Source organism: Streptomyces sp. S186, from assembly GCF_051603415.1.
Taxonomy (GTDB): Bacteria; Actinomycetota; Actinomycetes; order Streptomycetales; family Streptomycetaceae; genus Streptomyces.
This window is the reverse complement of record NZ_CP193932.1, coordinates 1,932,911-1,957,711: the sequence shown is the minus strand read 5'-3', so window position 1 is coordinate 1,957,711 and position 24,801 is coordinate 1,932,911. Positions and strand designations below refer to the sequence as shown.

General features: G+C 74.9%; 25 protein-coding genes and 1 pseudogene. 7 read left to right on the top strand and 19 right to left on the bottom strand.

Translation table 11 applies throughout. From position 1 onward, the window contains the following. Nucleotides 1–37: 37 nt before the first annotated feature. From ACRAS8_RS08400 to ACRAS8_RS08335, 14 genes and pseudogenes are all read right to left on the bottom strand, one after another. Nucleotides 38–862, bottom strand: coding sequence for a sirohydrochlorin chelatase (locus ACRAS8_RS08400; protein ID WP_438485322.1), 825 nt, complete (start codon nt 860–862; stop codon nt 38–40). Nucleotides 863–867: 5 nt separating this feature from the next. Further along, nucleotides 868–1,884 (bottom strand): ABC transporter permease, encoded by a 1,017-nt coding sequence (locus tag ACRAS8_RS08395; protein WP_438485321.1) that lies wholly within the window; start codon nt 1,882–1,884, stop codon nt 868–870. After that, on the bottom strand, nt 1,871–2,704 hold the full coding sequence (locus ACRAS8_RS08390) for an ABC transporter ATP-binding protein (RefSeq protein WP_438485320.1): 834 nt from the start codon (nt 2,702–2,704) through the stop codon (nt 1,871–1,873). Before ACRAS8_RS08390 ends, ACRAS8_RS08395 begins: the two co-directional genes overlap by 14 nt. A gap of 34 nt (nt 2,705–2,738) precedes the next feature. Beyond that, nucleotides 2,739–3,848, bottom strand: a complete 1,110-nt coding sequence (locus ACRAS8_RS08385) for an aliphatic sulfonate ABC transporter substrate-binding protein (RefSeq protein WP_438485319.1) — start codon at nt 3,846–3,848, stop codon at nt 2,739–2,741. A gap of 214 nt (nt 3,849–4,062) precedes the next feature. Further along, a complete protein-coding gene (locus ACRAS8_RS08380; protein WP_438485318.1) occupies nt 4,063–5,451 on the bottom strand; it encodes a sulfate adenylyltransferase subunit 1 in 1,389 nt (462 codons plus the stop codon). Between the two features lie 2 nt (nt 5,452–5,453). Next, on the bottom strand, nt 5,454–6,401 hold the full coding sequence (gene cysD, locus ACRAS8_RS08375; protein ID WP_438485317.1) for a sulfate adenylyltransferase subunit CysD: 948 nt from the start codon (nt 6,399–6,401) through the stop codon (nt 5,454–5,456). After that, the gene (gene cysC / locus ACRAS8_RS08370) at nt 6,398–6,931 is read right to left on the bottom strand and encodes an adenylyl-sulfate kinase (protein ID WP_438485316.1); all 534 of its coding nucleotides are present in this window, start codon (nt 6,929–6,931) and stop codon (nt 6,398–6,400) included. The genes cysD and cysC overlap by 4 nt, the downstream gene beginning before the upstream one ends. Nucleotides 6,932–6,984: 53 nt before the next feature. Then, nucleotides 6,985–7,671 (bottom strand): phosphoadenylyl-sulfate reductase, encoded by a 687-nt coding sequence (locus ACRAS8_RS08365; protein ID WP_438485315.1) that lies wholly within the window; start codon nt 7,669–7,671, stop codon nt 6,985–6,987. Then, the gene (locus ACRAS8_RS08360) at nt 7,668–7,934 is read right to left on the bottom strand and encodes a hypothetical protein (RefSeq protein ID WP_438485313.1); all 267 of its coding nucleotides are present in this window, start codon (nt 7,932–7,934) and stop codon (nt 7,668–7,670) included. The genes ACRAS8_RS08365 and ACRAS8_RS08360 overlap by 4 nt, the downstream gene beginning before the upstream one ends. Further along, nucleotides 7,931–9,625, bottom strand: coding sequence for a nitrite/sulfite reductase (locus ACRAS8_RS08355; protein WP_438485311.1), 1,695 nt, complete (start codon nt 9,623–9,625; stop codon nt 7,931–7,933). The genes ACRAS8_RS08360 and ACRAS8_RS08355 overlap by 4 nt, the downstream gene beginning before the upstream one ends. Before the next feature lie 219 nt (nt 9,626–9,844). Beyond that, entirely contained in the window at nt 9,845–9,928 is an 84-nt protein-coding gene (locus tag ACRAS8_RS08350) for a putative leader peptide (RefSeq protein WP_350257049.1), read from the bottom strand. A gap of 147 nt (nt 9,929–10,075) precedes the next feature. Next, the gene (locus tag ACRAS8_RS08345) at nt 10,076–10,666 is read right to left on the bottom strand and encodes a GNAT family N-acetyltransferase (protein WP_438485309.1); all 591 of its coding nucleotides are present in this window, start codon (nt 10,664–10,666) and stop codon (nt 10,076–10,078) included. Between the two features lie 182 nt (nt 10,667–10,848). Then, nucleotides 10,849–11,061: pseudogene (locus ACRAS8_RS08340) on the bottom strand (LLM class flavin-dependent oxidoreductase); the annotation flags it as partial. A 41-nt stretch (nt 11,062–11,102) separates the two neighbouring features. After that, nucleotides 11,103–12,476 carry a GAF domain-containing protein gene (locus ACRAS8_RS08335; protein ID WP_438485307.1) on the bottom strand — a complete coding sequence of 458 codons (1,374 nt, stop codon included), beginning with the start codon at nt 12,474–12,476 and terminating at the stop codon, nt 11,103–11,105. Nucleotides 12,477–12,800: 324 nt separating this feature from the next. Here ACRAS8_RS08335 and ACRAS8_RS08330 point away from each other — a divergent pair, with 324 nt between their 5' ends. After that, a complete protein-coding gene (locus ACRAS8_RS08330; protein WP_438485306.1) occupies nt 12,801–13,217 on the top strand; it encodes a hypothetical protein in 417 nt (138 codons plus the stop codon). Nucleotides 13,218–13,385: 168 nt separating this feature from the next. On the opposite strand, the gene ACRAS8_RS08325 is transcribed toward ACRAS8_RS08330, so the two are convergent. Continuing rightward, nucleotides 13,386–15,038, bottom strand: a complete 1,653-nt coding sequence (locus tag ACRAS8_RS08325) for an acyl-CoA dehydrogenase family protein (RefSeq protein WP_438485304.1) — start codon at nt 15,036–15,038, stop codon at nt 13,386–13,388. A gap of 18 nt (nt 15,039–15,056) precedes the next feature. On the opposite strand from ACRAS8_RS08325, the gene ACRAS8_RS08320 reads away from it, so the two are divergent. Then, nucleotides 15,057–16,043, top strand: a complete 987-nt coding sequence (locus ACRAS8_RS08320) for a YihY/virulence factor BrkB family protein (RefSeq protein WP_438485302.1) — start codon at nt 15,057–15,059, stop codon at nt 16,041–16,043. A gap of 109 nt (nt 16,044–16,152) precedes the next feature. Here the strand turns inward: ACRAS8_RS08320 and ACRAS8_RS08315 are convergent, their stop codons facing one another. Continuing rightward, nucleotides 16,153–17,859 carry an IclR family transcriptional regulator domain-containing protein gene (locus ACRAS8_RS08315; protein ID WP_438485300.1) on the bottom strand — a complete coding sequence of 569 codons (1,707 nt, stop codon included), beginning with the start codon at nt 17,857–17,859 and terminating at the stop codon, nt 16,153–16,155. A 141-nt stretch (nt 17,860–18,000) separates the two neighbouring features. On the opposite strand from ACRAS8_RS08315, the gene ACRAS8_RS08310 reads away from it, so the two are divergent. The 5 genes from ACRAS8_RS08310 to ACRAS8_RS08290 all read left to right on the top strand — a co-directional run bounded on the left by ACRAS8_RS08310 (nt 18,001) and on the right by ACRAS8_RS08290 (nt 21,907). Beyond that, the gene (locus ACRAS8_RS08310; RefSeq protein WP_438485298.1) at nt 18,001–18,192 is read left to right on the top strand and encodes a hypothetical protein; all 192 of its coding nucleotides are present in this window, start codon (nt 18,001–18,003) and stop codon (nt 18,190–18,192) included. Beyond that, nucleotides 18,189–18,890 (top strand): protocatechuate 3,4-dioxygenase subunit beta, encoded by a 702-nt coding sequence (gene pcaH, locus ACRAS8_RS08305; protein ID WP_438485296.1) that lies wholly within the window; start codon nt 18,189–18,191, stop codon nt 18,888–18,890. Before ACRAS8_RS08310 ends, pcaH begins: the two co-directional genes overlap by 4 nt. Further along, the gene (gene pcaG, locus ACRAS8_RS08300; protein WP_438485294.1) at nt 18,890–19,510 is read left to right on the top strand and encodes a protocatechuate 3,4-dioxygenase subunit alpha; all 621 of its coding nucleotides are present in this window, start codon (nt 18,890–18,892) and stop codon (nt 19,508–19,510) included. The genes pcaH and pcaG overlap by 1 nt, the downstream gene beginning before the upstream one ends. Before the next feature lie 385 nt (nt 19,511–19,895). Beyond that, on the top strand, nt 19,896–20,714 hold the full coding sequence (gene pcaD, locus ACRAS8_RS08295; protein ID WP_438485292.1) for a 3-oxoadipate enol-lactonase: 819 nt from the start codon (nt 19,896–19,898) through the stop codon (nt 20,712–20,714). After that, a complete protein-coding gene (locus ACRAS8_RS08290) occupies nt 20,714–21,907 on the top strand; it encodes a 4-hydroxybenzoate 3-monooxygenase (protein WP_438485291.1) in 1,194 nt (397 codons plus the stop codon). The genes pcaD and ACRAS8_RS08290 overlap by 1 nt, the downstream gene beginning before the upstream one ends. Here the strand turns inward: ACRAS8_RS08290 and ACRAS8_RS08285 are convergent. The 3 genes from ACRAS8_RS08285 to ACRAS8_RS08275 form a co-directional block, all read right to left on the bottom strand. Further along, a complete protein-coding gene (locus tag ACRAS8_RS08285) occupies nt 21,883–22,941 on the bottom strand; it encodes a PP2C family protein-serine/threonine phosphatase (protein ID WP_438490385.1) in 1,059 nt (352 codons plus the stop codon). The two genes, ACRAS8_RS08290 and ACRAS8_RS08285, sit on opposite strands and share 25 nt — an antisense overlap. Nucleotides 22,942–23,232: 291 nt before the next feature. Then, nucleotides 23,233–23,493 (bottom strand): hypothetical protein, encoded by a 261-nt coding sequence (locus tag ACRAS8_RS08280; RefSeq protein ID WP_438490384.1) that lies wholly within the window; start codon nt 23,491–23,493, stop codon nt 23,233–23,235. A gap of 105 nt (nt 23,494–23,598) precedes the next feature. Continuing rightward, nucleotides 23,599–24,801, bottom strand: a complete 1,203-nt coding sequence (locus ACRAS8_RS08275) for a serine hydrolase domain-containing protein (RefSeq protein WP_438485289.1) — start codon at nt 24,799–24,801, stop codon at nt 23,599–23,601.

Genomic DNA, 24,801 nt, shown 5'->3' with positions numbered 1-24,801 from the left:
CCGGGCCGGGAGCGGGGCGCCGCCGGGTGGCCTTGCCTCAGGCGGTGAGCGCCGTCAGGCCGCCCCGGGCGCGGGCCCGGACGGCCTGGTCGTAGCGGCGCAGCAGCAGCCGGGCCAGCTCGGGAGCGGCGCCGAGCACGGGGGCGAGGATGTCGGCGCGGGCCTCGCGGGCACCGTCGGCGATCCGGTCCGGCAGAAAGCCCGGCGCGATGACGTACGGGGCGACGGCCACCCGTTGGACGCCCTCGTCCCGCAGGGCCCGCACGGCGTCGGCCGTACGGGGCAGAGAGGCGGAGGCGAACGCAGGCCGCACGGCACACCATTCGGCGGTGCGCCGCCACTCCCGCGCGATGTCAGCGATCACTGCGATCGCCTCCGGGTCGGAGGAGCCCGCCGAGGCCAGGACGACCCCGGTCGAGCGGCGGTCTTCGGGCCGCAGCCCGGCCTCCTCCAGCCGGCGCTCCAGGGCGTGGGTCAGGAGGCGGGAGGGGCCGAGCACGTCGGCCTGATGGACGGTCAGCAACGGCAGCCGTGCGGCGGCCTCTTGCAGCACCGCGGGGATGTCGGACTTCGCGTGGAAGGCGCGAGTGAGGAGGAGCGGAAGCGCCACCACGTCCCGTTCGCCCTCCCGTCGCCCGACGCGACCCTGGAACGGAGGCGTGTCGCGCCGCCCCTCCGCCTCGGCCGAGAGGCGCTCCAGCACCCGGGGCACCCGGGGCGCGTTGAAGTCGAGATAGCCGACTTCCACGCGCAGCCCGGGCCGCAGCTTCCGGACCCGCGCGCACAGCGCGGTGACGGTCGCGGCGTGCCGGGGGTCGCGGCTGCCGTGGGCGATGACGAGGAGAGAGGGACGGGTGCTCATGGTTTTCAGCTCTTGACGAGGAGGCCGCGGGTGCGCAGCACCCGGCGTTCTATCGGGGCGAAGATCAACAGCTCGATACCGATGCCGACGATCAGGATCAGCAGGATCGCGGACAACACCCAGGACATGTCCTGGAGTTCCCGGCCCTGCTCCAGGAGCTGGCCCAGGCCGGTGCCGAGATCGGGCGCGCTGACGATGAGTTCGGCGGCCATCAGGGAGCGCCAGGAGAAGGCCCAGCCCTGCTTGAGGCCGGCGAGGTAGCCGGGCAGTGCGGCGGGCAGCAGCACATGGCGGACGCCGGTCAGGCCGGTCGCGCCGATGCTGCGGCCGGCGCGCAGATAGAGAGGAGAGATCTGGTCGACACCGGACACCAGCCCGTTGGCGATCGAGGGGACGGCCCCGAGCAGCACCACCGCGTAGATGGTGGCGTCGCTCAGCCCGAACCAGATGATCGCCGCCGGGACCCAGGCCACCGAGGGGAGGGACTGCAGCCCGCTCAGGATCGGGCCGATCGCGGCGCGTACGGGCCTGATGCGGGCCACGATCAGGCCGAGCACCGTACCGAGGGCGACCGACGCCACGAAGCCGAGTGCGCCACGGGAGACGCTGGTCCACACGAAGTCCAGCAGGGTGCCCTCGAACCACTTCTGCTGCAGCGAGCGGAAGACGTCGAGCGGGCTCGGCAGCAGGTAGTGCGGCTTGAGTTGGAGGTGGTAGGCGAGCTGCCACAGCGCCAGCACGATCACGATCGCGATGAGGGGAGGGAACGCCTTTGACAGCGTGGTGCGCAGCCACGGCTGCCGGGCGACCACGGCGGAGTCGAGCGCGTCGAGTCCGGCCTCCAGACCGGCGAGGTCTCCGGGGCCGGCGGCCTCGGTGCCGGCCCTGGTGGCCGCTTCGGGCCCGGAGCCGTCGTCGGCGGCGTCCGGCGAACCGGTGGCCTGGGTGGTGGACGGTCCGGTGGGGGCGTCGCCGGGGCTTTTCGCGGCGGCGGCGGAGGAGGTGGTCTCAGTGCTGGCCATGGCGGCGGATCTCCCCACGGAGCTGTTCGGTGATCTCGACGGACAGGTCGGCGACCGCGGAGTCCTCGATGCGGCGCGGCTGGGGGATGTCCACCTGCCACTCCCGGGCGACGCGGCCGGGGCGGGAGGAGAGCAGCACGACCCGCTCGCCGAGCCGCACCGCCTCACGGACGTTGTGGGTGACGAAGAGGATGGAGAGGCTGCTTCCGCCGGAGCCGCCGGAGCCGCCGGAGTTCTGGGTCTGCCAGATCCGGGTCAGCTCGTCGTGCAGCACATCGCGGGTGATCGCGTCGAGGGCGGCGAACGGCTCGTCCATCAGCAGCAGTCGGCTGTTCTGGGCGAGCGCCCGGGCCATCGCCACCCGCTGGCGCATCCCGCCGGACAGCTCGTGCACCCGCTTGCCGTACGCGCCCTTGAGGCGGACGAGCTCCAGCAGCCGCTCGGCCTCCTCGCGGCGCTCCGCGCGTGGCACGCCGCGCAGCCGCAGCGCCAGTTCGATGTTGCGGCCCGCGGTCAGCCACGGGAACAGCGCGTGCTCCTGGAACATCAGCGCCGGCCGGCCGCCGGGCGTCTCGATGGTGCCGGAGGTCGGCGCGTCCAGGCCGGCCACCAGGCTGAGCAGGGTGGACTTTCCGCACCCCGAGGCCCCCAGGAGGCAGACGAACGCGCCGGGGGCGACGTCGAGTTCGATGTCGTCGAGCACCTGCTGTCGCGCGCCGGGGCGGCCGAACGACTTCGAGACATGGTGGATGCGAGCGGCGTACGGACCGGCGGTGCCGGCGTCCGCCGGGGCGGGCTTGGTGAGCGTGCTGGTCGTCATCGGTGTCACCTCCTGGGAGATCGGGGGGCCGGGGTCACTTGCCGCCGAGGCCGGCGTCGTCGGCCGGCGGCTTGCCCTCGGACTTGAGCACCTTGTTCAGCAGGGTGAGGTCGTAGATGCCCTTGAGGTCGGGCTGCTTCAGCAGCCCTGCCTTGACGGCGTGGTCCGCCTCCTCCTGGAGCGTGGCGGCCAGCGGGTCGTCGGTGATGTCGACGTTCTTGAACGCCGGGTCGATGACGTCGTCGGGGAGCGGCTTGCCGGCGATCGTCGGATCGGCGAGCTTCTCGTTGAGCGCCTTGACCGCCTCGGCGGGGTGCGAACGGATCCAGGCGTTGGTCCGCACCGAGGCGCGCAGCACCGCCTCGACCGCCTTCGGATGCTCCTTGAGGAAGCGCTGCGAGACGATCATGTTGGTGATGACGAACTTGCCGTCCTTCCACAGCTTCTTCTCGTCCAGCAGCGGCCGGCCGCCCGCGGCGACGAGCTTGGAGGCGGTGGGCTCGGGGACCCAGGCGCCGTCGATGCTGCCCTGCTTGAGGGCGGTGGGGACGACCTTGTTGTCGATGCGCTGGACGGTGACGTCGCCCTTGCCGCTGGTGGCGTCGACCTTGTAGCCCTTGCCGGCGAGGAAGTTCAGCAGGGCGACGTCCTGGGTGTTGCCCAGCTGCGGGGTCGCGAGCGTCTTGCCCTTGAGGTCGTCCAGGCTCTTGATCTTCTTGGGGTCGACGATCAGCGAGACACCGCCGGAGGCCGAACCGGCGATGATCTTCAGACTCTTGCCGTGCGACTTCACATAGCCGTTGATCGCGGGGGAGGGGCCGATCCAGCCGATGTCGACGGCGTTGGAGTTGAGCGCCTCGATCTCGGCGGGGCCGGCGTTGAAGACCGAGGACCGCACCGCCGTGCCGCCCAACTCCTTCTGGAACAGGCCGGTCTGCAGGCCGACCAGCGGCGTGGCGTGGGTGGTGTTGCCGAAGAAGCCGATCCTGACCTGGTCGAGCCCGTCGACCTTGGGGCCCTTCGGGGCGACGCCGGCCGCGGTGTCCTTCGGGGCCTGGGAGCCGTAGCCGCAGGCCCCCAGCGCGACGGTCAGCAACGGGACGGCGGTGGCGGCGGCAAGGAGGCGATGACGAACGGCGGTCACGGGAGGTGTTCCTCTCGGAAGGCCGGGGCAGTACGCGCCTCGTTACGGCGCGCCCGGCGAGATGGCGGATCTTCGGACCGAGGGCGTGGGGGGTACGGAGTCGGGCATCGTCAGCACGCACATCGGCCGACTCCGCCCTGTCCGCTCCCCAGGGCCCCGCTGCCCACGCGGCCGCCCTCCTTCGCGAAGGTCGAGAACACGTCCCCGCGCATGATCAGAAGTCCCATCCCTCGTCGTCCGCCGCCTCCGGCGCGGGGGCCCCGGCCGCCTCCGCGAAGGCGGTGCCCGCCATGCCCGCGGTCAGCGTGGTCCCGTCCGCCGGGTCGATCAGCAGGAAGGAGCCGGTGCGCCGGGAGTCCGCGTAGGCGTCCAGCGCCAGCGGCGCGGCGGTGCGGAGCACGACCCGGCCGATGTCGTTGGCGGCCAGTTCGCCGGGGGCCGGGTGCTGGGAGTCGGTCGGGGGTGTGGGGGTCGTCCCCCGCAATGACGCAGTGCCCAGGGCCAGCCGGGACGGGATCTCCTTCACGATCGCCTTGACGGTGCGGGTGGTGTGCTTGAGCAGCACCCGCTGCCCGACGGTCAGCGGCCGGTCGGCGACATGGCAGACGGTGGCCGCGACGTCCTGGGTGACCGGCGGCGCCACGTCGGCCGGGGCGATCAGGTCGCCGCGGGAGACGTCGAGGTCGTCGGCGAGCCGGACGGTCACCGACTGCGGCGCCCAGGCGACGTCCACGCTGTGCCCGAGCACGTCGATGCCCTCGATGGTGCTCGTCCGGCCCGACGGCAGGACGGTGACGGCGTCGCCGACGCGCAGCACGCCGGAGGCGACCTGGCCCGCGTAGCCGCGGTAGTCGGGGTGTTCGGCGGACTGCGGGCGGATGACGTACTGGACCGGGAAGCGGGCCGGTTCGTCCGACGGGTCGGCGACCACCGGCACGGTCTCCAGGTGCTCCAGCACGGTCGGCCCGCCGTACCAGTCCATGGTGGCCGACGGCGTCACGACGTTGTCGCCGGCCAGCGCGGAGATCGGGATCGCGGTCACCTCCGGAACGCCCAGCGAGCCCGCGTAGGCGGTGAACTCCTCGGCGATCGCCGCGAAGACGGATTCCTGGTAACCGACCAGGTCCATCTTGTTGACCGCCAGGACGACATGCGGGACGCGCAGCAGGGCGGCGACCGCGGCGTGCCGGCGGGTCTGCTCGACCACGCCGTTGCGGGCGTCGACGAGCACCACGGCCAGCTCGGCGGTGGAGGCCCCGGTCACCATGTTCCGGGTGTACTGCACGTGTCCGGGGGTGTCGGCGAGGATGAAGCGGCGGCGCGGGGTGGCGAAGTAGCGGTAGGCCACGTCGATGGTGATGCCCTGCTCGCGCTCGGCGCGCAGCCCGTCCGTCAGCAGCGCCAGGTCGGGCGCCTCCTGCCCGCGGTTCCGGGAGGCGTGCTCGACCGCCTCCAGCTGGTCGGCCAGCACCGACTTGGAGTCGTGCAGCAGCCGGCCGACCAGGGTCGACTTGCCGTCGTCCACGGAGCCGGCGGTGGCGAAGCGCAGCAGCGAGGTCGGGCCCGCGTCCACCACGCCCTCAACAACATGGGTGGAGTTCATGATCAGAAGTACCCCTCGCGCTTGCGGTCTTCCATGGCCGCCTCGGAGAGCTTGTCGTCGGCTCGCGTCGCGCCTCTCTCGGTGAGGCGCGAGGCGGCGATCTCCGCGATGACGGCCTCGATGGTGTCCGCGTCCGACTCGACGGCGCCGGTGCAGGACATGTCGCCGACGGTGCGGTAGCGCACCTGCCGGAGCTCCAGCCGTTCGCCGTCCTTCGGGCCGCCCCAGTCACCGGGCGCCAGCCACATCCCGCCGCGGGCGAAGACCTCCCGCTCGTGGGCGTAGTAGATGGCGGGCAGTTCGATCTTCTCGCGGGCGATGTACTGCCAGACGTCCAGCTCGGTCCAGTTGGAGAGCGGGAAGACCCGCACATGCTCGCCGGGCGAGTGCCGGCCGTTGTAGAGCTGCCACAGCTCGGGCCGCTGCCGGCGCGGGTCCCAGCCGCCGAACTCGTCGCGCAGCGAGAACACCCGCTCCTTGGCGCGCGCCTTCTCCTCGTCGCGGCGGCCGCCGCCGAAGACCGCGTCGAAGCGGTTCTTCTCGATGGCGTCCAGCAGCGGCACGGTCTGCAGCGGATTGCGGGTGCCGTCCGGGCGCTCGCGCAGCTCGCCGCGGTCGATGAAGTCCTGCACGGAGGCGACGTGCAGCCGCAGGCCGTGCCGCGCCACGGCGCGGTCGCGGTAGTCGAGGACCTCGGGGAAGTTGTGCCCGGTGTCCACGTGCAGCAGGGCGAACGGCACCGGCGCCGGCGCGAACGCCTTCAGCGCCAGGTGCAGCATGACGATGGAGTCCTTGCCGCCGGAGAAGAGGATCACCGGCCGCTCGAACTCGCCCGCCACCTCGCGGAAGATGTGCACCGCCTCGGACTCCAGGGCGTCCAGGTGCGACAGCGCGTACGGGTTGGCCGATTCCTCGGATTCCTCGGAAAAAATCGAAGCCGCGGTGCTCACGCCAGCCCCCTCTCGACGAGCAGCGCGTGCAGCGCCGCCGCGGACTCCCGCACGGTCTGGGTGTGCGACGCGATCCGCAGGTCCGGTGCCGCGGGCGCCTCGTAGGGGTCGTCCACACCGGTCAGGCCGGAGATCTCGCCGGCCGCCTGCTTGGCGTACAGGCCCTTCACATCGCGCTCGGAGCACACCTCGACCGGAGTGGCGACATGCACCTCCAGATACGGGGTGCCCTCGCTCTGGTGGCGCTTGCGCACCGCCTCGCGGCTGTCCGCGTACGGGGCGATCACCGGGACCAGGACCTTCACGCCGTTGCGGGCCAGCAGTTCGGCGACGAAGCCGATCCGCTGGACGTTGGTGTGCCGGTCCTCGCGGCTGAAGCCGAGGCCCGCGGAGAGGAACTCGCGGATCTCGTCGCCGTCGAGCACCTCGATGCGGTGGCCCTCGCCGCGCAGCCGGTCGGCCAGCGCACGCGCGAGGGTCGTCTTGCCCGCGCTCGGCAGACCGGTCAGCCAGATCGTGGCGCCCGTCATCCGTATCTCCTGAAACTCTGCCGTCGGTGCGGTCAGTTCCGTCGTTGCCGTCATCAGTGCAGTCCGCACTCGGTCTTGGTGGTGCCGGCCCAGCGGCCGGCCCGCGCGTCCTCGCCCGCCAGCACCCGGCGGGTGCACGGGGCGCAGCCGACGGAGGCGTAGCCGTCCATCAGCAGCGGGTTGGTGAGCACCCCGTGCTCGGCGACGTAGGCGTCCACGTCGTCCTGCGTCCAGCGGGCGATCGGCGAGACCTTCACCTTGCGCCGCCGGGCGTCCCAGCCGACGACCGGGGTGTTCGCCCGGGTCGGCGACTCGTCCCGGCGCAGCCCGGTCGCCCATGCGTCGTAGTGGGCTAGCCCCTCTTCGAGCGGCGCAACCTTGCGCAGCGCGCAGCACAGGTCGGGATCGCGGTCGTGCAGCCGCGGCCCGTATTCGGCGTCCTGCTCCGCCACCGCCTGACGGGGCATCAATGTCAGGACGTTGACATCCATCACTGCCGCAACCGCGTCCCGGGTGCCGATCGTCTCCGGGAAGTGGTAGCCGGTGTCCAGGAACACCACGTCCACGCCGGGGAACGCCCGCGAGGCCAGGTGCGCCACGACCGCGTCCTCCATCGAGGAGGTGACGCAGAAGCGCGGACCGAAGGTCTCGGCGGCCCACCGGAGGATCTCCAGGGCGGGCGCCTCCTCCAGCTCGCGGCCCGCCTGCTCGGCGAGCCGCTGAAGATCGGTGGTGGTCACGGCGTACCTCCGTCGGAAGCGGAAGGAACTGCGGACGGGAAGGAGGAAGAGGACGGGGAGGGGGACGGAGAAGACGGAGAAGGGGGCGGGGCGGAGCCGGCGGCCCCCGGGGACAGCAGCCCCAGGAACTTCAGCCGGAAGGCGCGGCTGCACGCCCGGCACTCCCAGGCCGCCCCCGCTCCGCGGGAGGTCTCCTCCTCGGAGGGCCGCAGGTCCTCGTCACCGCAGTACGGGCAGTGGAACGGCACGGCGCGCTCGGTCACTTCAGTGCCCCCTCGTCGGCGCGCGCCGCCCAGGTGGCGAACCGCTCGCCCTCCTCACGCTGCGCCTCGAAGTTACGCAGCACCCGCTCGACGTAGTCGGGCAGTTCGTCCGCGGTGACCTTCAGGCCGCGGACCTTGCGGCCGAAGCCCGGCTCCAGGCCCAGCGCACCGCCGAGGTGCACCTGGTAGCCCTCGACCTGGTTGCCGTCGTCGTCCAGCACCAGCTGGCCCTTGAGGCCGATGTCGGCGACCTGGATGCGGGCGCAGGCGTTCGGGCAGCCGTTGAGGTTGATGGTGATCGGCTCCTCGAAGTCCGGCATCCGGCGCTCCAGTTCGTCGATCAGCGTGGCGCCCCGGCCCTTGGTCTCGACGATGGCGAGCTTGCAGAACTCGATGCCGGTGCAGGCCATGGTGCCGCGCCGGAACGGCGAGGGGGTGACCTGGAAGTCCAGCGCCTCCAGCCCGGCGACCAGGGAGTCGATCCGGTCCTCGGTCACGTCGAGGATGATCAGCTTCTGCTCGACGGTGGTGCGCAGCCGGTCGGAGCCGTGCGCGGCGGCGAGTTCGGCGACCTTGGTCAGGGTGGCGCCGTCGACCCGGCCGACGCGCGGTGCGAAGCCCACGTAGAAGCGGCCGTCCTGCTGCGGGTGCACGCCGACGTGGTCGCGCCACCGGTGCGCGGGCTGCTCGGGTGCCGGGCCGTCGACCAGTTTCCGCTGGAGGTACTCGTCCTCCAGCACCTGGCGGAACTTCTCCGGGCCCCAGTCGGCCATCAGGAACTTCAGGCGGGCGCGGGTGCGCAGCCGGCGGTAGCCGTAGTCGCGGAAGATGCCGACCACGCCGGCCCAGACGTCGGCGACCTCGTCCAGCGGCACCCAGGTGCCCAGGCGCTGCGCGAACTTGGGGTTGGTGGACAGGCCGCCGCCGACCCACAGGTCGAAGCCCGGGCCGTGCTCGGGGTGGACGACACCGACGAAGGCCACGTCGTTGATCTCGTGCACCACGTCCTGGACGGGCGAGCCGGAGATCGCGGTCTTGAACTTGCGCGGCAGGTTGGAGAACTCCTTGCTGCCGATGTAGCGCTCGTGGATCTCGTCCACGGCCGGGGTGCCGTCGATGATCTCGTCCGCCGCTATGCCGGCCACGGGGGAGCCGATGATCACGCGCGGGCAGTCGCCGCACGCCTCGGTCGTGGACAGGCCCACGGCCTCCAGCTTCTCCCAGATGGCCGGGACGTCCTCGATGCGCACCCAGTGCAGCTGGATGTTCTGCCGGTCGGTGATGTCGGCGGTGCCGCGGGCGTACTGCTCGGAGACCTCGCCGATCGCGCGCAGCTGGGCGACGGTGAGCCGGCCGCCGTCGATGCGGACCCGCAGCATGAAGTACTTGTCGTCCAGCTCCTCCGGCTCCAGCACCGCGGTCTTGCCGCCGTCGATCCCGGGCCTGCGCTGGGTGTACAGGCCCCACCAACGCATCCGGCCGCGCAGGTCGTTGGGGTCGATCGAGTCGAAACCGGCCTTGGAGTAGATCGTCTCAATGCGTGTCCGCACATTGAGACCGTCGTCGTCCTTCTTGAACTGTTCGTTGCCGTTGAGCGGCGTGAAGTGACCAACGGCCCACTGGCCCTCGCCGCGGTGGCGGCCGGCCTTGCGGCGGGTCGTGGCGGTGGGGCTGTCCGGGGTGGCGGCCATGGGTTTACGTCCTTCTGGGCGGCTCAAAGGGGGGCGCGCAGGATGCGGTGCACCCCCGTCGACCTGCGCGGACGCACCACGGCACGGCGCGGGCGCGTGGCGCGGTGGGCTGCGGGGTCGAGGGCGCGACGCGTCCGCGACGGTGGGGACGGCGTGCGAAGCGGGGGGTGCCGAGTGCTGTCCGGGGTGACGCGGGGCGGGGCCCTCACGCGTACGGCGTCAGCCTGCCCGACAAATGGCGCTGGACATGCGGCCGAGGTCGACGTGGCGTCGACTCACCAAGGCAATTCCAGCGCGAGACATGACGGAAGCGTGGCACGCGGCTCTCCGGACAGTCCACCGTCATCCAGGATATGGACACGGATGTCCCGCATGGCGAGACGCTGTGGCGCTCGTCACGTGGTGGAACGGGTGCGTCCGGGGCGGTCGGCCGGGCCCCGTGCGGGCGCCTCAGTGCCCGGCGGTCGGCAGCGCGCCGGCGCCGGGCCACGGGCCGGGCTGCTCGGCCTCCGGCTCCTGGGTCACCGTGGTCTCGTACACCCGGAAGCCGCGCCGCTCGTAGTTGGCCCGCGCATGGGCCCCGTCGTCGCTGCAGGTGTGCACCCACACCCGCGCGGTCTCCGGCAGCCCCGGCCACCGCTCGGCCAGGTCCCAGGCCCGCGCCGTCCCGTACCCGAGCAGATGCCCGCCGATCCGCCGTCCCCGGAAGGCCGGCAGCAGCCCGAAGTAGACGACCTCCACCGCCCCCGCCGGCTCGGCCCGGAGCTCGATGAACCCCGCGGGCGTCCCGCGCTCGTACGCCACCCAGGTCTCGGTCCCCGGCTGCCCGAGGTGCTCGGTCCACCGCGCGTACGACCACCCCAGGCGGTCGGTCCACAGGATGTCCCCGCCGACCGCCGTATAGAGGAACCGGCTGAACTCGGGCGAGGGCACCTCGGACCGGACGATCCGTACACCCTGCTCGGCGGGCGGCTCCACGGCGGGCGTGAGGTCGGCGCGCGCGGTCTGTTCGAGATACCAGGTGGTGACGGTGCGGCTCATGGGGCCAGCACATCACACCGGGGGAGACGGCCCGGGGCCGGTCCGGGGAACGGACGGTGCCCCGGACCGGCGCCGCACGACCGGGTGCGGCCAGGAGGCCAAGCCCGGCCGGTCGTCGTCCACGGCGAAGACGGCGTCCGCGAGCCGGCCGACCTGGTCGGGTTCGGTGACCACCACCATGGCTCGGGGCCGAGGGCGACGTTCACCTGGGCCAGCAGCCGGGGGCGGCCGGGCCGGCCGGCGCGTTCCCAGGCCGCCTCCACATCACGGAACAGCCCGTCCATCTGCTGGGACGGCAGGGCCGCGCCGAGGAAGCCGTCGCCCCAGCGGGCCACCCGCTCCACCACGGCCGGCACAAAGCCGCCGAACAGTACCTCAGGACCGCCGGGCCGCGCTCAGCCCCGGCCGGGCCCGCTCGCCCCCGGCCCGGGACCGCTCAGCCCCGGCCGGGACCGGGCCCCGTCCGGCGGGCCGTCAGTACCGCCGGTGCCGTGGAGTGCGGCAGCAGCTCCGCGGGCCGGTCCGGCAGCCGGAGCTCCACCTCCACCCCGTCGGCGAAGCGGTACGGCCGGTGGGCCAGCACGCCGCCGAGATGGCGCCGCAGCCGGGACAGCTCGGCCCGGACCGTCACCGTCCGCCCGCCGTCGCCGAAGAGGTCCCGGGCCAGTTCGGCGGCGCTGCGCCCGCGCGGCCGGGCGGCCAGCAGGAACAGCAGCTCGGCATGGCGCGGGGTCAGCGCGTGCGACCAGCTGCCCGCGGGCCCCGCCACCGTCACCGCCGGGCCGCCCGGCCCGCCGAGATCCAGCACGACCCGGTGCGGCCCGGCCGCCGGCTCCGGCCGGCCGAGCCGGATCAGCCAGCCGCCCGGCAGCGGCTCCAGCGTGCACATCCCATAGCGCGGCAGCCACAGCGGCCCGGCTACCGGCTCCTTGGGCAGCGCCACCCGGTCCGGCGGGGGCATACCGGTCACCGCCGCCGTCCAGCCGTGCGGGTCGACGGCCAGCGCCCGGCCGCCGATCCGCGCCAGCACCGGCGCCGCGCTCGCCCGCAGCCGCTCCAGGGACGCGTGGTGCCGGGTCCGCAACTCGCCCTCGGCGAGCCGGGCCACCGCGGAGACCAGGGCCAGCGTCGTCGGATGGAACGAGTGGGCCGGGCCGCTGACGTCCACCGTGCCCAGCAGCCGCCCGTCGCGTGGGTCGTGCAGCGGCGCCGCGGCACACGTCCAGGTGTGGTGGCTGCGCAGGAAGTGTTCGGCGGAGTGCACCAGCACCGGGCTGCGGGCCACCAGCGCGGTGCCGATCGCGTTGGTGCCGACCGTCCCCTCCGTCCAGTCGGCTCCCTTCTCGAAGCCCAGCCGGTCGGCCATCCGCCGGATCGGGGCGCTGCCCTCCCGCCACAGCACCCGGCCGTCGGCGTCGGTGACCACCATGATCTGCTGCGCGGCGTCGGCGGTCGGCAGCAGTCCGCCGCCGAGCACCGGCAGTATCGACGCCAGCTGCGACCTCTGCCGCCGGTACTCCAACTCCGCGACGGACAGCGGGTGTTGGTCGCTGCCGCGCTCCGGGTCCACCCCGCGGTCCAGGACCCGCCGCCAGGACTCGCCGATCACCGTGCGGGGCGCGTCCCGGGGTGCCTCCCGGGGCACGTCCGCCGGCAGGTGGTCGCCGGCCAGCGCCGTCTCGTGCAGGCCGGCCAGCCGCCGCGCGGTCTCCCGGATGTCCTGGGCCGACCGGACGGCGCTCTCGACCGGGTGCCCGGCCGGCCGGTCGCCGGCCCGCCCGCCGGCCCTGTCGATCGGTCTGTCGCTCACACTGCTCTCCGTTGTGCCCGTCCATTGTGCCCGTCCGTCGGTCCGCCGCTGGTCGGCTGCCGGTCCGGTCCGTGCCCATCGTGCCGTCAGCCGCCGCCCGGGGAGGGCCCCTTGACCAGATCGGGTGCAACGCACTGCAACCGTTGTGGCCTATGACGCAGGCGAGGAACTGTGTTCCCAGCGGTCGATGGCGTCCTGTCCTCACGCCTCACGGCGCGGGGGGCCCGGAGGTTTCGCCGGACACCCGACGGAGAACCCGCCGGTGCCCGCCGAGGACGCGATCGGCCGCCCGCGTCGTCGGCACGGTGTGGGAGGGGGCTCGCCATGGTGGCCGCCGCCCCGCGTGTCGTGGTGATCGGCAGTGGCGAGGGCGGCCGGATCGCCCGGGCCGCCCGGCTGGCCGGACACTACGGCGTGCCCCGGCTGTCCGCGGTCGACGTCCTGATCAGGCGTCAGCCGCTGCCGGCCGCGGGATATGTGATCGACGGCGCGCCGCAACTCCTCGACCGGGTCGCGCGCTTCGGCGGTCCGCTGCCCGCACCGGCCTTCGCCGACCTCGTCGTGCATCTGCGCGAGGCGGAGCGGGACGGCACGGGCGACGCCTCCCGGGTGATCCGCTACTACGAGGCGCGGGGCGTCCTGGTCGGTTTCCGGCCGGACGTGCCGGACGCCGAGATCATCGTGGCCGTCGACGCGGCGCTGCGCGGGCGCACCGCGCCTCGGCCGCCGCGATGGCCCTGAAGACCGGGACCGGTGCCGAGTCGGCGCGGCACCGCTCCCCGCCCGGGTGCGGCGGCGGTTCATCCCCTGTCACGTCCCCTGCCCGGAGCCGTCTGGCCGCGGCTCCGCGGGGACGCGGAACCGCCGCCGCGCCACCCGAGGCCGGCCGGCCGCGCCCGGTGGCATCCGCTACCCGGCGACCACCGGCCGCGCCCGCTCCACCACCGCCGCCAGGTCCAGCGTGTGCGGCAGCGTGCCGAACGCCGCCCCCGCGTCGCCGCCGAGCCGGGTGGCGCAGAACGCGTCGGCCACCTCCGGCGGCGCGTACCGCACCAGCAGCGCCCCCTGGAGCACCAGCGCCATCCGTTCGGCCAGCCGCCGGGCCCGGGCCTCGATGCCCTCCAGGTCGGCGAGTTCGGTCAGCAGCCCCCGGATCGCCCGGTCCAGCCGGTGGTCGGCGCCCCGGGCGGTGCCGATCTCGGACAGATACGCGTCCAGGGCCGCGGGTTCGCGGCGCAGCGCCCGCAGCACATCGAGCGCCTGGACGTTGCCCGCGCCCTCCCAGATCGAGTTCAGCGGCGCCTCGCGCAGCAGCCGCGGCAGCCCCGACTCCTCCACGTAGCCGTTGCCGCCCAGGCACTCCAGTGCCTCCGCCACCAGCGGCGTGCACCGCTTGGTCACCCAGTACTTGGCCGCCGGCACCGCCAGCCGCAGAAAGGCCCGGTCCCGCGCGGTGCCGCCGTCGCAGGCCGCCGCCAGCCGCAGCGCCAGGGTGGTCGCCGCCTCCGACTCGACCGCCAGATCGGCCAGCACATTGCGCATCAGCGGCTGTTCGGCCAGCTTGCGCCCGAACGCCTCCCGGTGCGCGGTGTGGTGCAGCGCCTGCGCCACCGCCTGCCGCATCACCGCCGCCGACGCGGTGACGCAGTCCAGCCGGGTCGCCGCGACCATCTCCAGGATCGTCGCCACCCCGCGCCCCTCCTCACCGACCCGGCGCGCCCACGTGCGCCCGTCGAACTCCACCTCCGCGGACGCGTTCGAGCGGTTGCCGAGCTTGTCCTTCAGCCGTTGGATCCGGAACGCGTTACGGGTGCCGTCCGGCAGCACCCGCGGCAGCAGGAAGCAGGTCAGCCCGCCGGGCGCCTGGGCCAGCACCAGGAACGCGTCCGACATCGGCGCGGAGCAGAACCACTTGTGGCCGGTCAGGGCGTACTCGCCGGGCGCCGCCAGCGGTTCGGCGCGGGTGGTGTTGGCCCGGACGTCGCTGCCGCCCTGCTTCTCCGTCATCGCCATCCCCGCCAGCGCGCCCGCCTTCCTTGCGGCCGGCCGCAGTTCGGCCTCGTACACCCGCGAGGTCAGCAGCGGCTCCCACACCGCCGCAAGCTCCGGCTCGGCGCGCAGCGCGGGCACCGCCGCGTGGGTCATCGACAGCGGGCAGCCGTGCCCCGCCTCCACCTGCGTCCACACCAGGAAGCCCGCGGTGCGCCGGACATGCCCGTGCGGACGTCCCCAGGCATCGGTCAGCCCGGCCGTGACGGCGTGCCCGAGCAGCCGGTGCCAGGCCGGGTGGAACTCCACCTCGTCGATGCGGTGGCCGTAGCGGTCGTGGGTGCGCAGCACCGGCGGATACGCGTTGGCCTGCTCGCCCCAGCGCTGCGCCTGGGCCGAACCGGCCGCCTGCCCCAGCCGGCTCAGTTCCTCGCGCGCCTCGCCCAGGTGTTCCCCGGCGACGTACCGGGCCACCCCCTCGGTGAGCGCCGGATCGGCGGCGAAGACGTCGTACCCGGTGAGCGGCGGCGGCTGGTTCGTCACGGTATGCGTACTAGGTGTGGTAGGTGCCATGCCCGATACGGTAAGGAGGTGCCGCCGCCGAACGAACCGACCGAACCGCACGGGCCGCCCCGGGGCCGCCTCACCCGCGCCCGGGTCCTCTACCGCAACGTCTCCAAGCGGCGGCTGGTGTGGCTGCTCCTCAAGGACATCGTGGGCAGCTGCATGCGCTACCGCGTCACCGGCCTGGCCGCCGAGGCGGCGTTCTGGTGCCTGCTGTCCCTGCCCCCGCTGATCCTGGGCCTGCTCGGCGTCCTCGGCTACACCGAGGCGTGGATCGGCCACACCACCCTGGAGAACTTCCGCCTCCACCTGCTGCGCGCCGCCGGCACCGTGCTCTCCCACCGCGGCGTCGACGAGATCGCCCGCCCCCTGCTGACCGATGTCTTCACCGGCCGCCGCCCCGACGTCATCTCCCTGGGCTTCGCCATCGCCCTGTGGTCCGGCTCCCGCGCGCTGAACGTCTTCGTGGACACCATCACGATCATGTACGGGCTCGACGGCCGCCGCGGCATCGTCCGGACCCGGCTGCTGTCCTTCGCGCTCTACCTCGCCGCGCTCGCGGCCGGCGCCGTCGCCCTGCCGCTGATGGTCGCCGGCCCCGATGTCGTCGCCGGCTGGCTCCCCGCCGGCGAGGACATCATCCGCATCGTGTACTGGCCGGTGGTGCTGGTGTTGTCCATCGCCTTCCTCACCACCCTCTACCACGTGTCGGTGCCGGTCCGTTCGCCCTGGCGCGAGGACATCCCCGGCGCCGTGGTCGCGCTGGGGATGTGGGTCCTGGGCAGCTTCCTGCTCCGCCTCTACCTGACGGCGGCCGTCGAGGGCCCCACCGTCTACGGCTCGTTGGCGGCCCCGGTCGCGGTCCTGTTGTGGATCGGCGTCTCCGCGTTCGCCGTCCTGGTCGGCGCCGCCATGAACGCCGCGCTGGACCGGGTGTGGCCCTCGGTCGCCACCGCGGCCGCCCGCGCGGAGAGCGCTCGGCGCCGCGCGGCAGCGGACGGCGGCGACGACTGACGACAACTGACGTCAACTGACGACGACTGACGGCAACTGACGCTCGGTAGATCACGATTCACGGCAGCGCCCGGTTCAGGGCAGCGCCCCGTTCACGGCAGCGCCCGGCTCACGGCACCGGAACCGGCAGATAGCGCCCGGCCACCCGCAGCTCCGCCTCCACCGCGGCGGCGGTCTCGCGCAGCGCGGGCAGCACCGCGGCGCGGGCGGCCGCCGGCGCCCGGCCCGCCGCATGGGCGGACACCGCGACCGCGGCCACCGCCCGCCCGGCGCGGTCGCGCACCGGCACCGCCACGGAGCGCACACCCGCCTCCCGTTCGTCGTCCACCAGGGCGTGGCCGTCGGCGCGGACCCGGTCCAGCAGGTCCGGCGGCCCGGCCGGGCCGGCGGCGGGCGCCAGGGCCGCCAGCAGTACCCGGCCGGGCGCGGTGGCCCGCGCCGGGGCGCGCCCGCCCGGGCTGACGGTGACGCTCATGATGCGGGCGGCGGGCACCGCGGCGACGTACCGGATGTGCCGTACGGCCCGCCCGGCGCCGTCGTCCTCGTCGGCCGGCACCGCCAACGAGGCCGACTCCCCGACCCGTTCGGCCAGCGCGGCCAGGTGCGGCCGGGCCAGGTCGGGCAGGGTGAGCCCGGAGAGCCGCGCGAAGCCCAGCTCCAGTACCCGCGGGGTGAGCCGGTGGCGTCCCCCGGCGGCGGCGGTGTAGCCGAGGTGCTCCAGGGTGATCAGGGCGCGCCGGGCGGTGGCGCGGGGGAGCCCGGTGGCCTCGGCGACGGCGGACAGCGTCAGCGCGGACCGGCCGGTGCCGAACGCGGTGAGGACGGCCAGCCCGCGGGCGACGGACTCGACGAATCCGGGCCCCAGTTGCCGTTTGGCGGCGCGCCGTGCCGCGGCCCGGCGGCCGGCGTCCGGGTCCTCGGCGGCCGATGCGGCGGTCGGCGCGGAAGTGGGTCCGGCAGTGGGCGCGGCAGTGGGCACGGCCAGGGCGGCCTCCATGGCGGCGACGGTCTCGCGCAGCCGGGGGAGGACCGCCTCCGGCAGCCCAGCCGCGCTGTGCCGGCTGGTGTGGCTGACCACGCTCACCGCGCAGGCCGGGCCGCCGGCCGGGTCCCGCACCGGCACCGCCACCGCGATCAGCCCCGGTTCGATGAGCTGGTCGTCCGCGGACCAGCCGGCGGCCCGGGCCGCGGCCACCCGCGCCGCGAAGTCCGCCGCGATCCGGCGGGCCCCGGCCGGCGCTGCCTCGCCGGCGGGCCGGGCCGGTACGGCGGGGAAGCCCGCGTCGGCCGGATCGGCGGCCCGGCGCGCCCGCCAGCGGCGCCACTCCGCCGGACCCCAGTCCGCCGCGAACAGCGCGCCCGGCGCGCCCCGTTCGGCCGGCAGCAGATCGCCGATGCGGAACGCCAGCGACATGGCGCGGCGGCGGGTCGCCTGGTGGACGAAGCGCACCCCGTCGCCGTCCGGGACGGCCAGCGACACCGACTCGTCGAGGGCGTCGGCCAGGCGGTCGGCGAGCGGACCGAGCCGGTCCGGCAGGCCGGTGGCGGCGAGATAGGCGTTGCCCAGTTCCAGCAGGCCGGGGGCGAGCACCGCGTCGCGGCCCTCGGCGCGGACGTGGCCCAGGGCGGCGAGGGTGCTCAGGATCCGGTCCACGGTGGCGCGTGCCAGACGGGTGGCCCGCACCAGATCGCTCACCGCCGCCCGGCCGCCGGCGGCCGTCAGCGCGCGCAGCACGGCCAGCGCGCGCAGCAGCGGCGTCACCGCCTCCGGCGGCGGCGTCGGGTCGGGCGGAGCGGGGCGGGCGGACGGCGGCACGGGGCTCTCCTAGGTGGTCCGGGGCAGTCCGGAACCGTACCGGGCGCACCGTTGACACGGCCCGGGGCCGGGGCCAGACTCGGGGCAGCGCATGAGGTGAACTTCGGTTCACTGGGCGAACGCCGTTAGTCCAGAGGGTAATTGAGCTGCCAGGACGGTCGGCGCACCGCGGCCGGCCGGGTCCTGACGGGTGTTCGGCAGGACGCCGCGGCCGCCGCCCGGCGCGCCCCGGTGACCGCCGGGGAAATCGTCGGCACGCTGGACCGCGTCCCGGCAGCAGCGGTGTCCGCCGCCCGGTCCGTACCCGTCCACCCCAGGGAAAGGACACCATGACCGCACCGGCCTCCTCCGCCCCACCGTCCCCGGCCCCCGCGCCGTACCGCGGCGCGCCGGAGCGCCACCCCCGGCGCCCGCCCCTGCCCTTCGACCCCGGCACCGACCCGGAGACCGTGGAGCTGACCGGGCCGGTCTTCGGCCCCTCCGACGTCGGCGACCTCGACGCCGACCTCACCCGGCAGCACCCCGGCGTACCGCTCGGCGAGCGGATCATCGTCACCGGCCGGGTGCGGGACCGCGCCGGCCGCCCGGTCCGCGGCCAGCTCGTCGAGATCTGGCAGGCCAACGCCGCCGGCCGGTACGCCCACCGGCAGGACCGCAACCCGGCGCCGGCGGACCCGAACTTCACCGGCGCCGGCCGTTGCCGCACCGACGACCACGGCCGCTACGCCTTCACCACCATCAGGCCCGGCGCCTACCCGCTGCCCGGCGAGCGCACCTGGCGCCCGGCCCACATCCACTTCTCGTTCTTCGGCAGCGCCTTCACCCAGCGGCTGGTCACCCAGATGTACTTCCCCGGCGACCCGCTGCTGCCGTACGACGAGATCCTCGCGTCGGTCCCCGACCCCGCCGACCGCCACCGCCTGGTCGCCACCTACGACCACGCGCGCTCGCTCCCCGCGGGGCCGCTCGCCTACCGCTGGGACGTGGTCCTCGACGGCCCGTCCGCCACCTGGACCGAGGAGGGCCGCTGATGCCGGACACCGACGGCCGCGGGCCGCTCGCCCCGACGCCCGCCCAGACCATCGGCCCCTTCTTCGGCCACGCCCTGCCGCACCCCGGTGGCGGCCGGATCGCGCCCGACGGGCACCCCGGCACCGTCACCGTGCACGGCCGGGTGCGCGACGGGGCGGGCGCACCGGTGTCGGACGCGCTGCTGGAGTTCTGGCAGGCCGGACCGGACGGCAGCCTGACCGGCGCGCCCGGCTCGCTGCCCCGCGACCGGGCCACCGGCGAAGCCCTGGGCCGCGGCGCCGTGTTCACCGGTTTCGGCCGGGTCCCCACCGACGCCGACGGGCGGTACGCGGTGCACACCCTGCTGCCCTCGGCCCCCGCGGGAAGCCCGGACGCCGCGCCGTACCTCGCGGTCTGCGTGCACGCCCGCGGCCTGCTGCACCACCTCTTCACCCGGGTCTACTTCCCCGAGCACACCGCGGCGCACGCCACCGACCCGCTGCTGGCGGGGCTGCCAGCGGAACGCGCCCGCACCCTGCTGGCCCGCCCCGACGGCCCGGGCCGCTACCGCTTCGACGTGCGGCTCCAGCAGCCGGCGGACGGCTCCGCCGAGGAGACGGTGTTCCTTGCCTTCGGCTGAACCGCCGGCGCCGGCCCGCCCCGCGGCGCGGGCGCCGCACCGCGCCGGCCCGACCGCGGGCCTGCCGGGACCGGCGTCGCCGATGCGGTACAACCTCGGTACGGCCGGGGATCCGGTCGCCCCCCTGGGGGCCCCGGGCACAGTCCGGGGCAGCCCCGCCGCGGCCCTCACCGCCCTGACCGGCCGCGGCGGGGCCCACGGGGCACCGCCCGTCCGGCCGCCGGGCCGTCCCGCCGACGCCCGCCCCGCGCACGGGATCGCCCGGCCCGCACCCGCCGACGCCACCACGCGCACCTCACGTCAGCCCGTGTCCCTCACGCCCCTCACATCACTCCGACCACCACCCGCACCACCCGCACGGCCGGTACGACCCGCAGGAGCCCGTATGATGCCGCCCGCCGCCCCCGCACCGCACCACACCGCCGACGGCCCACCCGGCGCCCCGCCGCTCGTCCTCGGCCCGTCCCTGGGCACCGCGCTCAGCCTCTGGGACGCCCAACTCCCGGCCCTGGCCCGCCGGTTCCACGTCCTGCGCTGGGACCTCCCGGGCCACGGCGGCACCCCCGTCGACGTCCTGGCCGACCCCCGGTCCGCCACCGTCCCCGAGCTGGCCGGGCTGGTCCTCGCCCTCGCCGACGCCCACGGCCTCGACCGGTTCGCCTATGCCGGCGTCTCGCTGGGCGGCGCGGTGGGCGCCTGGATCGCCGCGCACCACCCGGGCCGGATCGCCTCGCTCGCCCTGATCTGCTCCTCCGCGTGGTTCGGCGAGCCGGCCGGCTGGCGCGAACGGGCCGCCCTGGTCCGCGCCAAGGGCACCGACGCGGTCGCCGACACGGCCGCCGCCCGCTGGTTCACCCCCGCCTTCGCCGGCTCCCCCGAGGCCACCGCCCTCGTCGAGGCGCTCCGTACGGACGTCTCCCCCGAGGGGTACGCGGCCTGCTGCGACGCCCTCGCCGCCTTCGACCTGCGCAGCGCCCTGCCCCGGATCGGCGCCCCCACCCTCGTCGTGGCCGGCCGTGCCGACCCGGCCACCCCGCCCGCGCACGCCCGCGAACTCGCCGACGGCATCCCGGGCGCCCACCTCGTCGAACTGTCCGGCGCCGCCCACCTCGCCGGCGTGGAACGCCCCGCCGAGGTCCTCGCCGCGCTCCTCGCCCACCTCGCCCCCCTCCACACCCACCCCGACCCGGAAACGGACCGCTGATGCCCCCCGAGGCGGACGAGACGACCGTCGGCATCATCGGCGGCGGGCCCGCCGGACTGCTGCTCGCCCGGCTGCTGCACCGCGCCGGCGTCGACTGCGTGGTCCTGGAGAGCCGCGACCGCGACTACGTCGAACACCGGCAGCGCGCCGGCGTCCTCGAACAGGGCACCACCGACGTGCTGCGTGCCTGCGGGGCGGGGGAGCGGCTGGACCGCGAGGGAATGGTCCACGACGGCATCGAGCTGCGCTACGACGGGCGCGCCCACCGCCTGGACTTCCCGGCGCTGACCGGCGGCCGCCGGGTGACCGTCTACGCCCAGACCGAGGTCGTCAAGGACCTGATAGCGCTCCAGCTGGCCGACGGCCCGCCGCTGCTGTTCGGCGCCCGGGCGCGCGCGGTGACCGGCGCGGACACCGACCGGCCCCGCATCCACTACGTCCAGGGCGGCCGCGAACACACCCTCACCTGCGCCTACGTCGCCGGCTGCGACGGCTTCCACGGCGTGGCCCGGCAGGCGGTCCCGGAGTCCGCCCGCCGCACCTACACCCGCGGCTACCCGTACTCCTGGCTCGGTGTCCTCGCCGACGCCCCGCCCGCCCACGACGAGCTGGTCTACGCCCACTCCGACCGCGGCTTCGCCCTGCTCAGCATGCGCACCCCCACCGTCAGCCGGCTCTACCTCCAGGTCCCCAACGGCACCGACCCGGCGGACTGGCCCGACGAGCGGATCCGGGACGAGCTGGAGGCCCGCGCCGCCGTCGACACCGAGCCCTGGAAACCGGTCCGCGGCCCGCTCACCGCCAAGACGGTCCTCCCGCTGCGCAGTTCGGTCACCGAGCCGATGCGCTGGGGCCGGATCCTGCTGGCCGGCGACGCCGCCCACATCGTCCCGCCCGCCGGCGCCAAGGGCCTCAACCTCGCCGTCGCCGACGTCACCGTCCTGGCCCGCGCCCTGGCGCACTGGCACCGCACCGGCTCGGCCGAACTGCTCGACGGCTACTCCGCCACCTGCCTGCGCCGGGTCTGGCGCGCCGAGCACTTCTCGCACTTCATGACCACGACCCTGCACACCGCCCCGGACCAGAGCCCGTTCGACACCCGGCTCCAGCTCGCCCAGCTCGACCGGATCGCCGGCTCCCGGCACGCCGCCGCCGAACTCGCCGAGAACTACACCGGGCTGCCGCTGCCCTGACCGGCCCCGGGGCCCGGCCGCTCCGGCGCCAGATGCCCCCTGCGGTAGCGCACCAGCAGCATCGCCGCGTCGTCGTGCAGCGGCCCCTCCGCGTGGTCGACCACGTCCTGGCGGACCGCCTGCAGCGCCGCCTCCGGATCGGGGTCCTTCAGCAGGTGGGCGCGCTCGTTCAGCGGGTAGAACCAGCCGGCCGAGTCCCGGGCCTCGGTGACCCCGTCGGTGTAGAAGAGCAACTGGTCGCCGGGGGCGAACGGCACCTCGTAGGGGACCGGCGCGTCCGGCCGGTGGTCCATCAGGCCCAGCGGCAGGGCGCGTTCGGGCGGCGCGGCGTAGCGGACCTCGCCGGAGGGACGGACGACGAGGGGGGAGGGGTGGCCGAAGTTCAGCAGCGTCGCGTTCGGCCCGTCGCCGATCTCGGCGAGCACCGCGGTCACGAACCGCTCACCGGACAGATGGCGGTTCAGCGCCCGCTCGACCCGGGCGCCCACCGCCGGCAGGTCCGGCTCGTCGTGCGCCGCCTCCCGGAACGCGCCGAGGACCACCGCCGCGCTCTCCACCGCCTCCAGTCCCTTGCCCTGCACGTCCCCGACGATGATCCGCACCCCCGCGGGCGAGGTCACCACCTCGTAGAGATCACCGCCGATCCGGGCCTCGGCCACCGCCGAGGTGTACGACACCGCGATCCGCAGCGGACCGGCGCCGCGCGGCACCGGCCGCAGCAGCACCCGCTGGGCGACCTCGGCGATCGACCGGACGCTGGCCAGCTCCGCCTCCCGGCGCTGCCGCATCACCGCGGCCACCACACCGGCCGCGGTCACCCCGGCCACCGACAGCAGCGCGGTCAGCCCGCGCCGGCTCTCGAACAGCCCGCTGTGCACGCCGAGCCCCACGCAGAGCACGGCCGCGGTCAGCCCGACCAGCGCGGTCCGCCGCCAGCCGCCGACCAGACCGGCGAACGCCGGGCCCAGCGACACCAGGGGCAGAAAGCCGACCCCCGGGCCCGCGGTGAGGTCCACCGCGCCGACCGCGGCCATGACCAGATACGGAAGCGCCGCCAGCGCACGGGAGCGGGTGCGCTGCTCCCCCTTCTCCACGGTCAAAGGTCCACTCCGGCGTTGTGACGGCCCGGGACCGGCCGGCCGGCGGTCCCTGGGAGGTGATCGGGCGCGCGGGGCCGGCCACCGGTCGTTCGAGTGTCCGAAACCGGCCTTCAGGCCCCCGACCTGAGCATATGCAACATTTGCCGGGCTGGCGGACGGGGGTCGTACCGCCGTTACCGAATCGCATCGGCACGGGGCGGCGCCGGGCGCCGGCGACCGGAGGGGTTACGGGAGGTACGTCCGGGTGGTGTTCACCCGGCCGGGGCGCAGGATGCGGATCGGGCCGCGGTCGCAGGCGGGACAGTCCGCGCGGGTCAGCGGCGAGGGCACCCGGCGGCCGTGCGTGAAGTACTCGGCGCGGTGCTGGCCCGCCAGATCGGTGATGTGCCGGATCTCGTACTCCTCCTCCCAGCCGTGACCGCAGTGCAGGCAGACGAACGCGTACGCCTCGTGAACCGTCTCGGTGTCCCTCTCCATCGTCACCACGCCCTCTCTCCGGGCCGTCGCGGCCGCGGCGGCGCCGGACGGATCCATGCCGCACCACCCATTATCGCGCCACAACGGCGCGATAAAAGGGCCGGAAACCGCCCCTCAGGTCCTGCCCCGGACCTCCGCCAGCGCCGTGTACACCGCCGCCACCAGCGCCCGGCTCCGCGGATCCTCGCCGCTGGTCCCGCCCCCGAAGCGGTTCATGGTGTACGCGTACGCCAGCCCGTTCTCCGGATCGGCGAAGGCGTACGAACCGCCGGCGCCGCCGTGCCCGAACGCCCGCTGGTTGGGGCCCGCCTGGCCCCGGTCGTTGAGCATGTAGCCCAGCCCCCAGCGGTACGCCGCGCCGCGGCCCTCCGGCGCGAACGCGCCGAGCGTCAGGTCCGGCTCGTCCGGCCGGCTCTGCGAGCTGCGCATCGCCTCCAGGGTGGCGGGGCCGACCAGCCGGCCGCCGGCCAGCGCCGCGTAGACGGCGGCCAGGCCGCGCGCCGTGGCGTGGCCGTTGCCGGCCGGGATCTCGGCCGAGCGGTAGGCGGCGCTGTTGACGTCGCCGATGGGGACGTAGCGCAGCGCCAGCGTGACCGGGGCCAGCGGATGGTCCGCGATCCCGTGCACCGGGGGGTTGGGCAGGTCCGGGTAGCGCTGGTCGAACAGCGCCTCGTCCAGCTGTCCCACCATGTCGGCGCACCGCGGATGCTCCGCGGCCGGGGTGCCGACGAAGAGGTCGGCGCCGAGCGGCCCGGTGATCTCACGGCGCAGGAACGTGCCCAGCGACTGCCCGGTGATCCGCCGGACCACCTCGCCCACCAGGTAGCCGAACGTCGTCGCGTGGTAGCCCTGCGCGGTGCCCGGCTCCCACCAGGGCTGGGTGTTCGCCAGGGCGTCGCAGACGTACTCCCAGTCGTAGGCGCGGCCCTCGGCCAGCGGTTCCCGGGGCGCCGGGAGCCCGGCGCGGTGGCAGAGCAGCCAGCGCACCGGTAAGGCCTCCTTCCCCGCCCGGGCGAATTCCGGCCAGTACCGCGCGACCGGCGCGTCCAGGTCCAACTCGCCGCGATCGACCAGGAGATGGGCGCACAGCGCGGTCATGCCCTTGGTCGTCGAGTAGACGTTGACCAGGGTGTCGCGCTCCCACGGGCGGCCGTCCGCGTCCGCCCGCCCGGCCCACAGGTCCACCACCGGCTCCCCGTCCAGCATCACGGCGACCGCCGCCCCGAGCTCGCGGCCCGCGCGGAAGTTCTCCTCGAACGCCGCCCGCACCCCCTCGAAACCCGGTGCGCAGCGGCCGTTGACGGTGGCAGCTTCCAC

Excerpts from the sequence above, each read along its gene's own strand:
- ACRAS8_RS08400 (WP_438485322.1), bottom strand. The coding sequence starts at position 862 with ATGAGCACCCGTCCCTCTCTCCTCGTCATCGCCCACGGCAGCCGCGAC.
- ACRAS8_RS08395 (WP_438485321.1), bottom strand. The coding sequence starts at position 1,884 with ATGGCCAGCACTGAGACCACCTCCTCCGCCGCCGCCGCGAAAAGCCCC.
- ACRAS8_RS08390 (WP_438485320.1), bottom strand. The coding sequence starts at position 2,704 with ATGACGACCAGCACGCTCACCAAGCCCGCCCCGGCGGACGCCGGCACC.
- ACRAS8_RS08380 (WP_438485318.1), bottom strand. The coding sequence starts at position 5,451 with ATGAACTCCACCCATGTTGTTGAGGGCGTGGTGGACGCGGGCCCGACC.
- cysC (WP_438485316.1), bottom strand. The coding sequence starts at position 6,931 with ATGACGGGCGCCACGATCTGGCTGACCGGTCTGCCGAGCGCGGGCAAG.
- ACRAS8_RS08355 (WP_438485311.1), bottom strand. The coding sequence starts at position 9,625 with ATGGCCGCCACCCCGGACAGCCCCACCGCCACGACCCGCCGCAAGGCC.
- ACRAS8_RS08350 (WP_350257049.1), bottom strand. The coding sequence starts at position 9,928 with ATGTCTCGCGCTGGAATTGCCTTGGTGAGTCGACGCCACGTCGACCTC.
- ACRAS8_RS08345 (WP_438485309.1), bottom strand. The coding sequence starts at position 10,666 with ATGAGCCGCACCGTCACCACCTGGTATCTCGAACAGACCGCGCGCGCC.
- ACRAS8_RS08330 (WP_438485306.1), top strand. The coding sequence starts at position 12,801 with ATGGTGGCCGCCGCCCCGCGTGTCGTGGTGATCGGCAGTGGCGAGGGC.
- ACRAS8_RS08325 (WP_438485304.1), bottom strand. The coding sequence starts at position 15,038 with ATGGCACCTACCACACCTAGTACGCATACCGTGACGAACCAGCCGCCG.
- pcaH (WP_438485296.1), top strand. The coding sequence starts at position 18,189 with ATGACCGCACCGGCCTCCTCCGCCCCACCGTCCCCGGCCCCCGCGCCG.
- pcaG (WP_438485294.1), top strand. The coding sequence starts at position 18,890 with ATGCCGGACACCGACGGCCGCGGGCCGCTCGCCCCGACGCCCGCCCAG.
- pcaD (WP_438485292.1), top strand. The coding sequence starts at position 19,896 with ATGATGCCGCCCGCCGCCCCCGCACCGCACCACACCGCCGACGGCCCA.
- ACRAS8_RS08290 (WP_438485291.1), top strand. The coding sequence starts at position 20,714 with ATGCCCCCCGAGGCGGACGAGACGACCGTCGGCATCATCGGCGGCGGG.
- ACRAS8_RS08285 (WP_438490385.1), bottom strand. The coding sequence starts at position 22,941 with ATGGCCGCGGTCGGCGCGGTGGACCTCACCGCGGGCCCGGGGGTCGGC.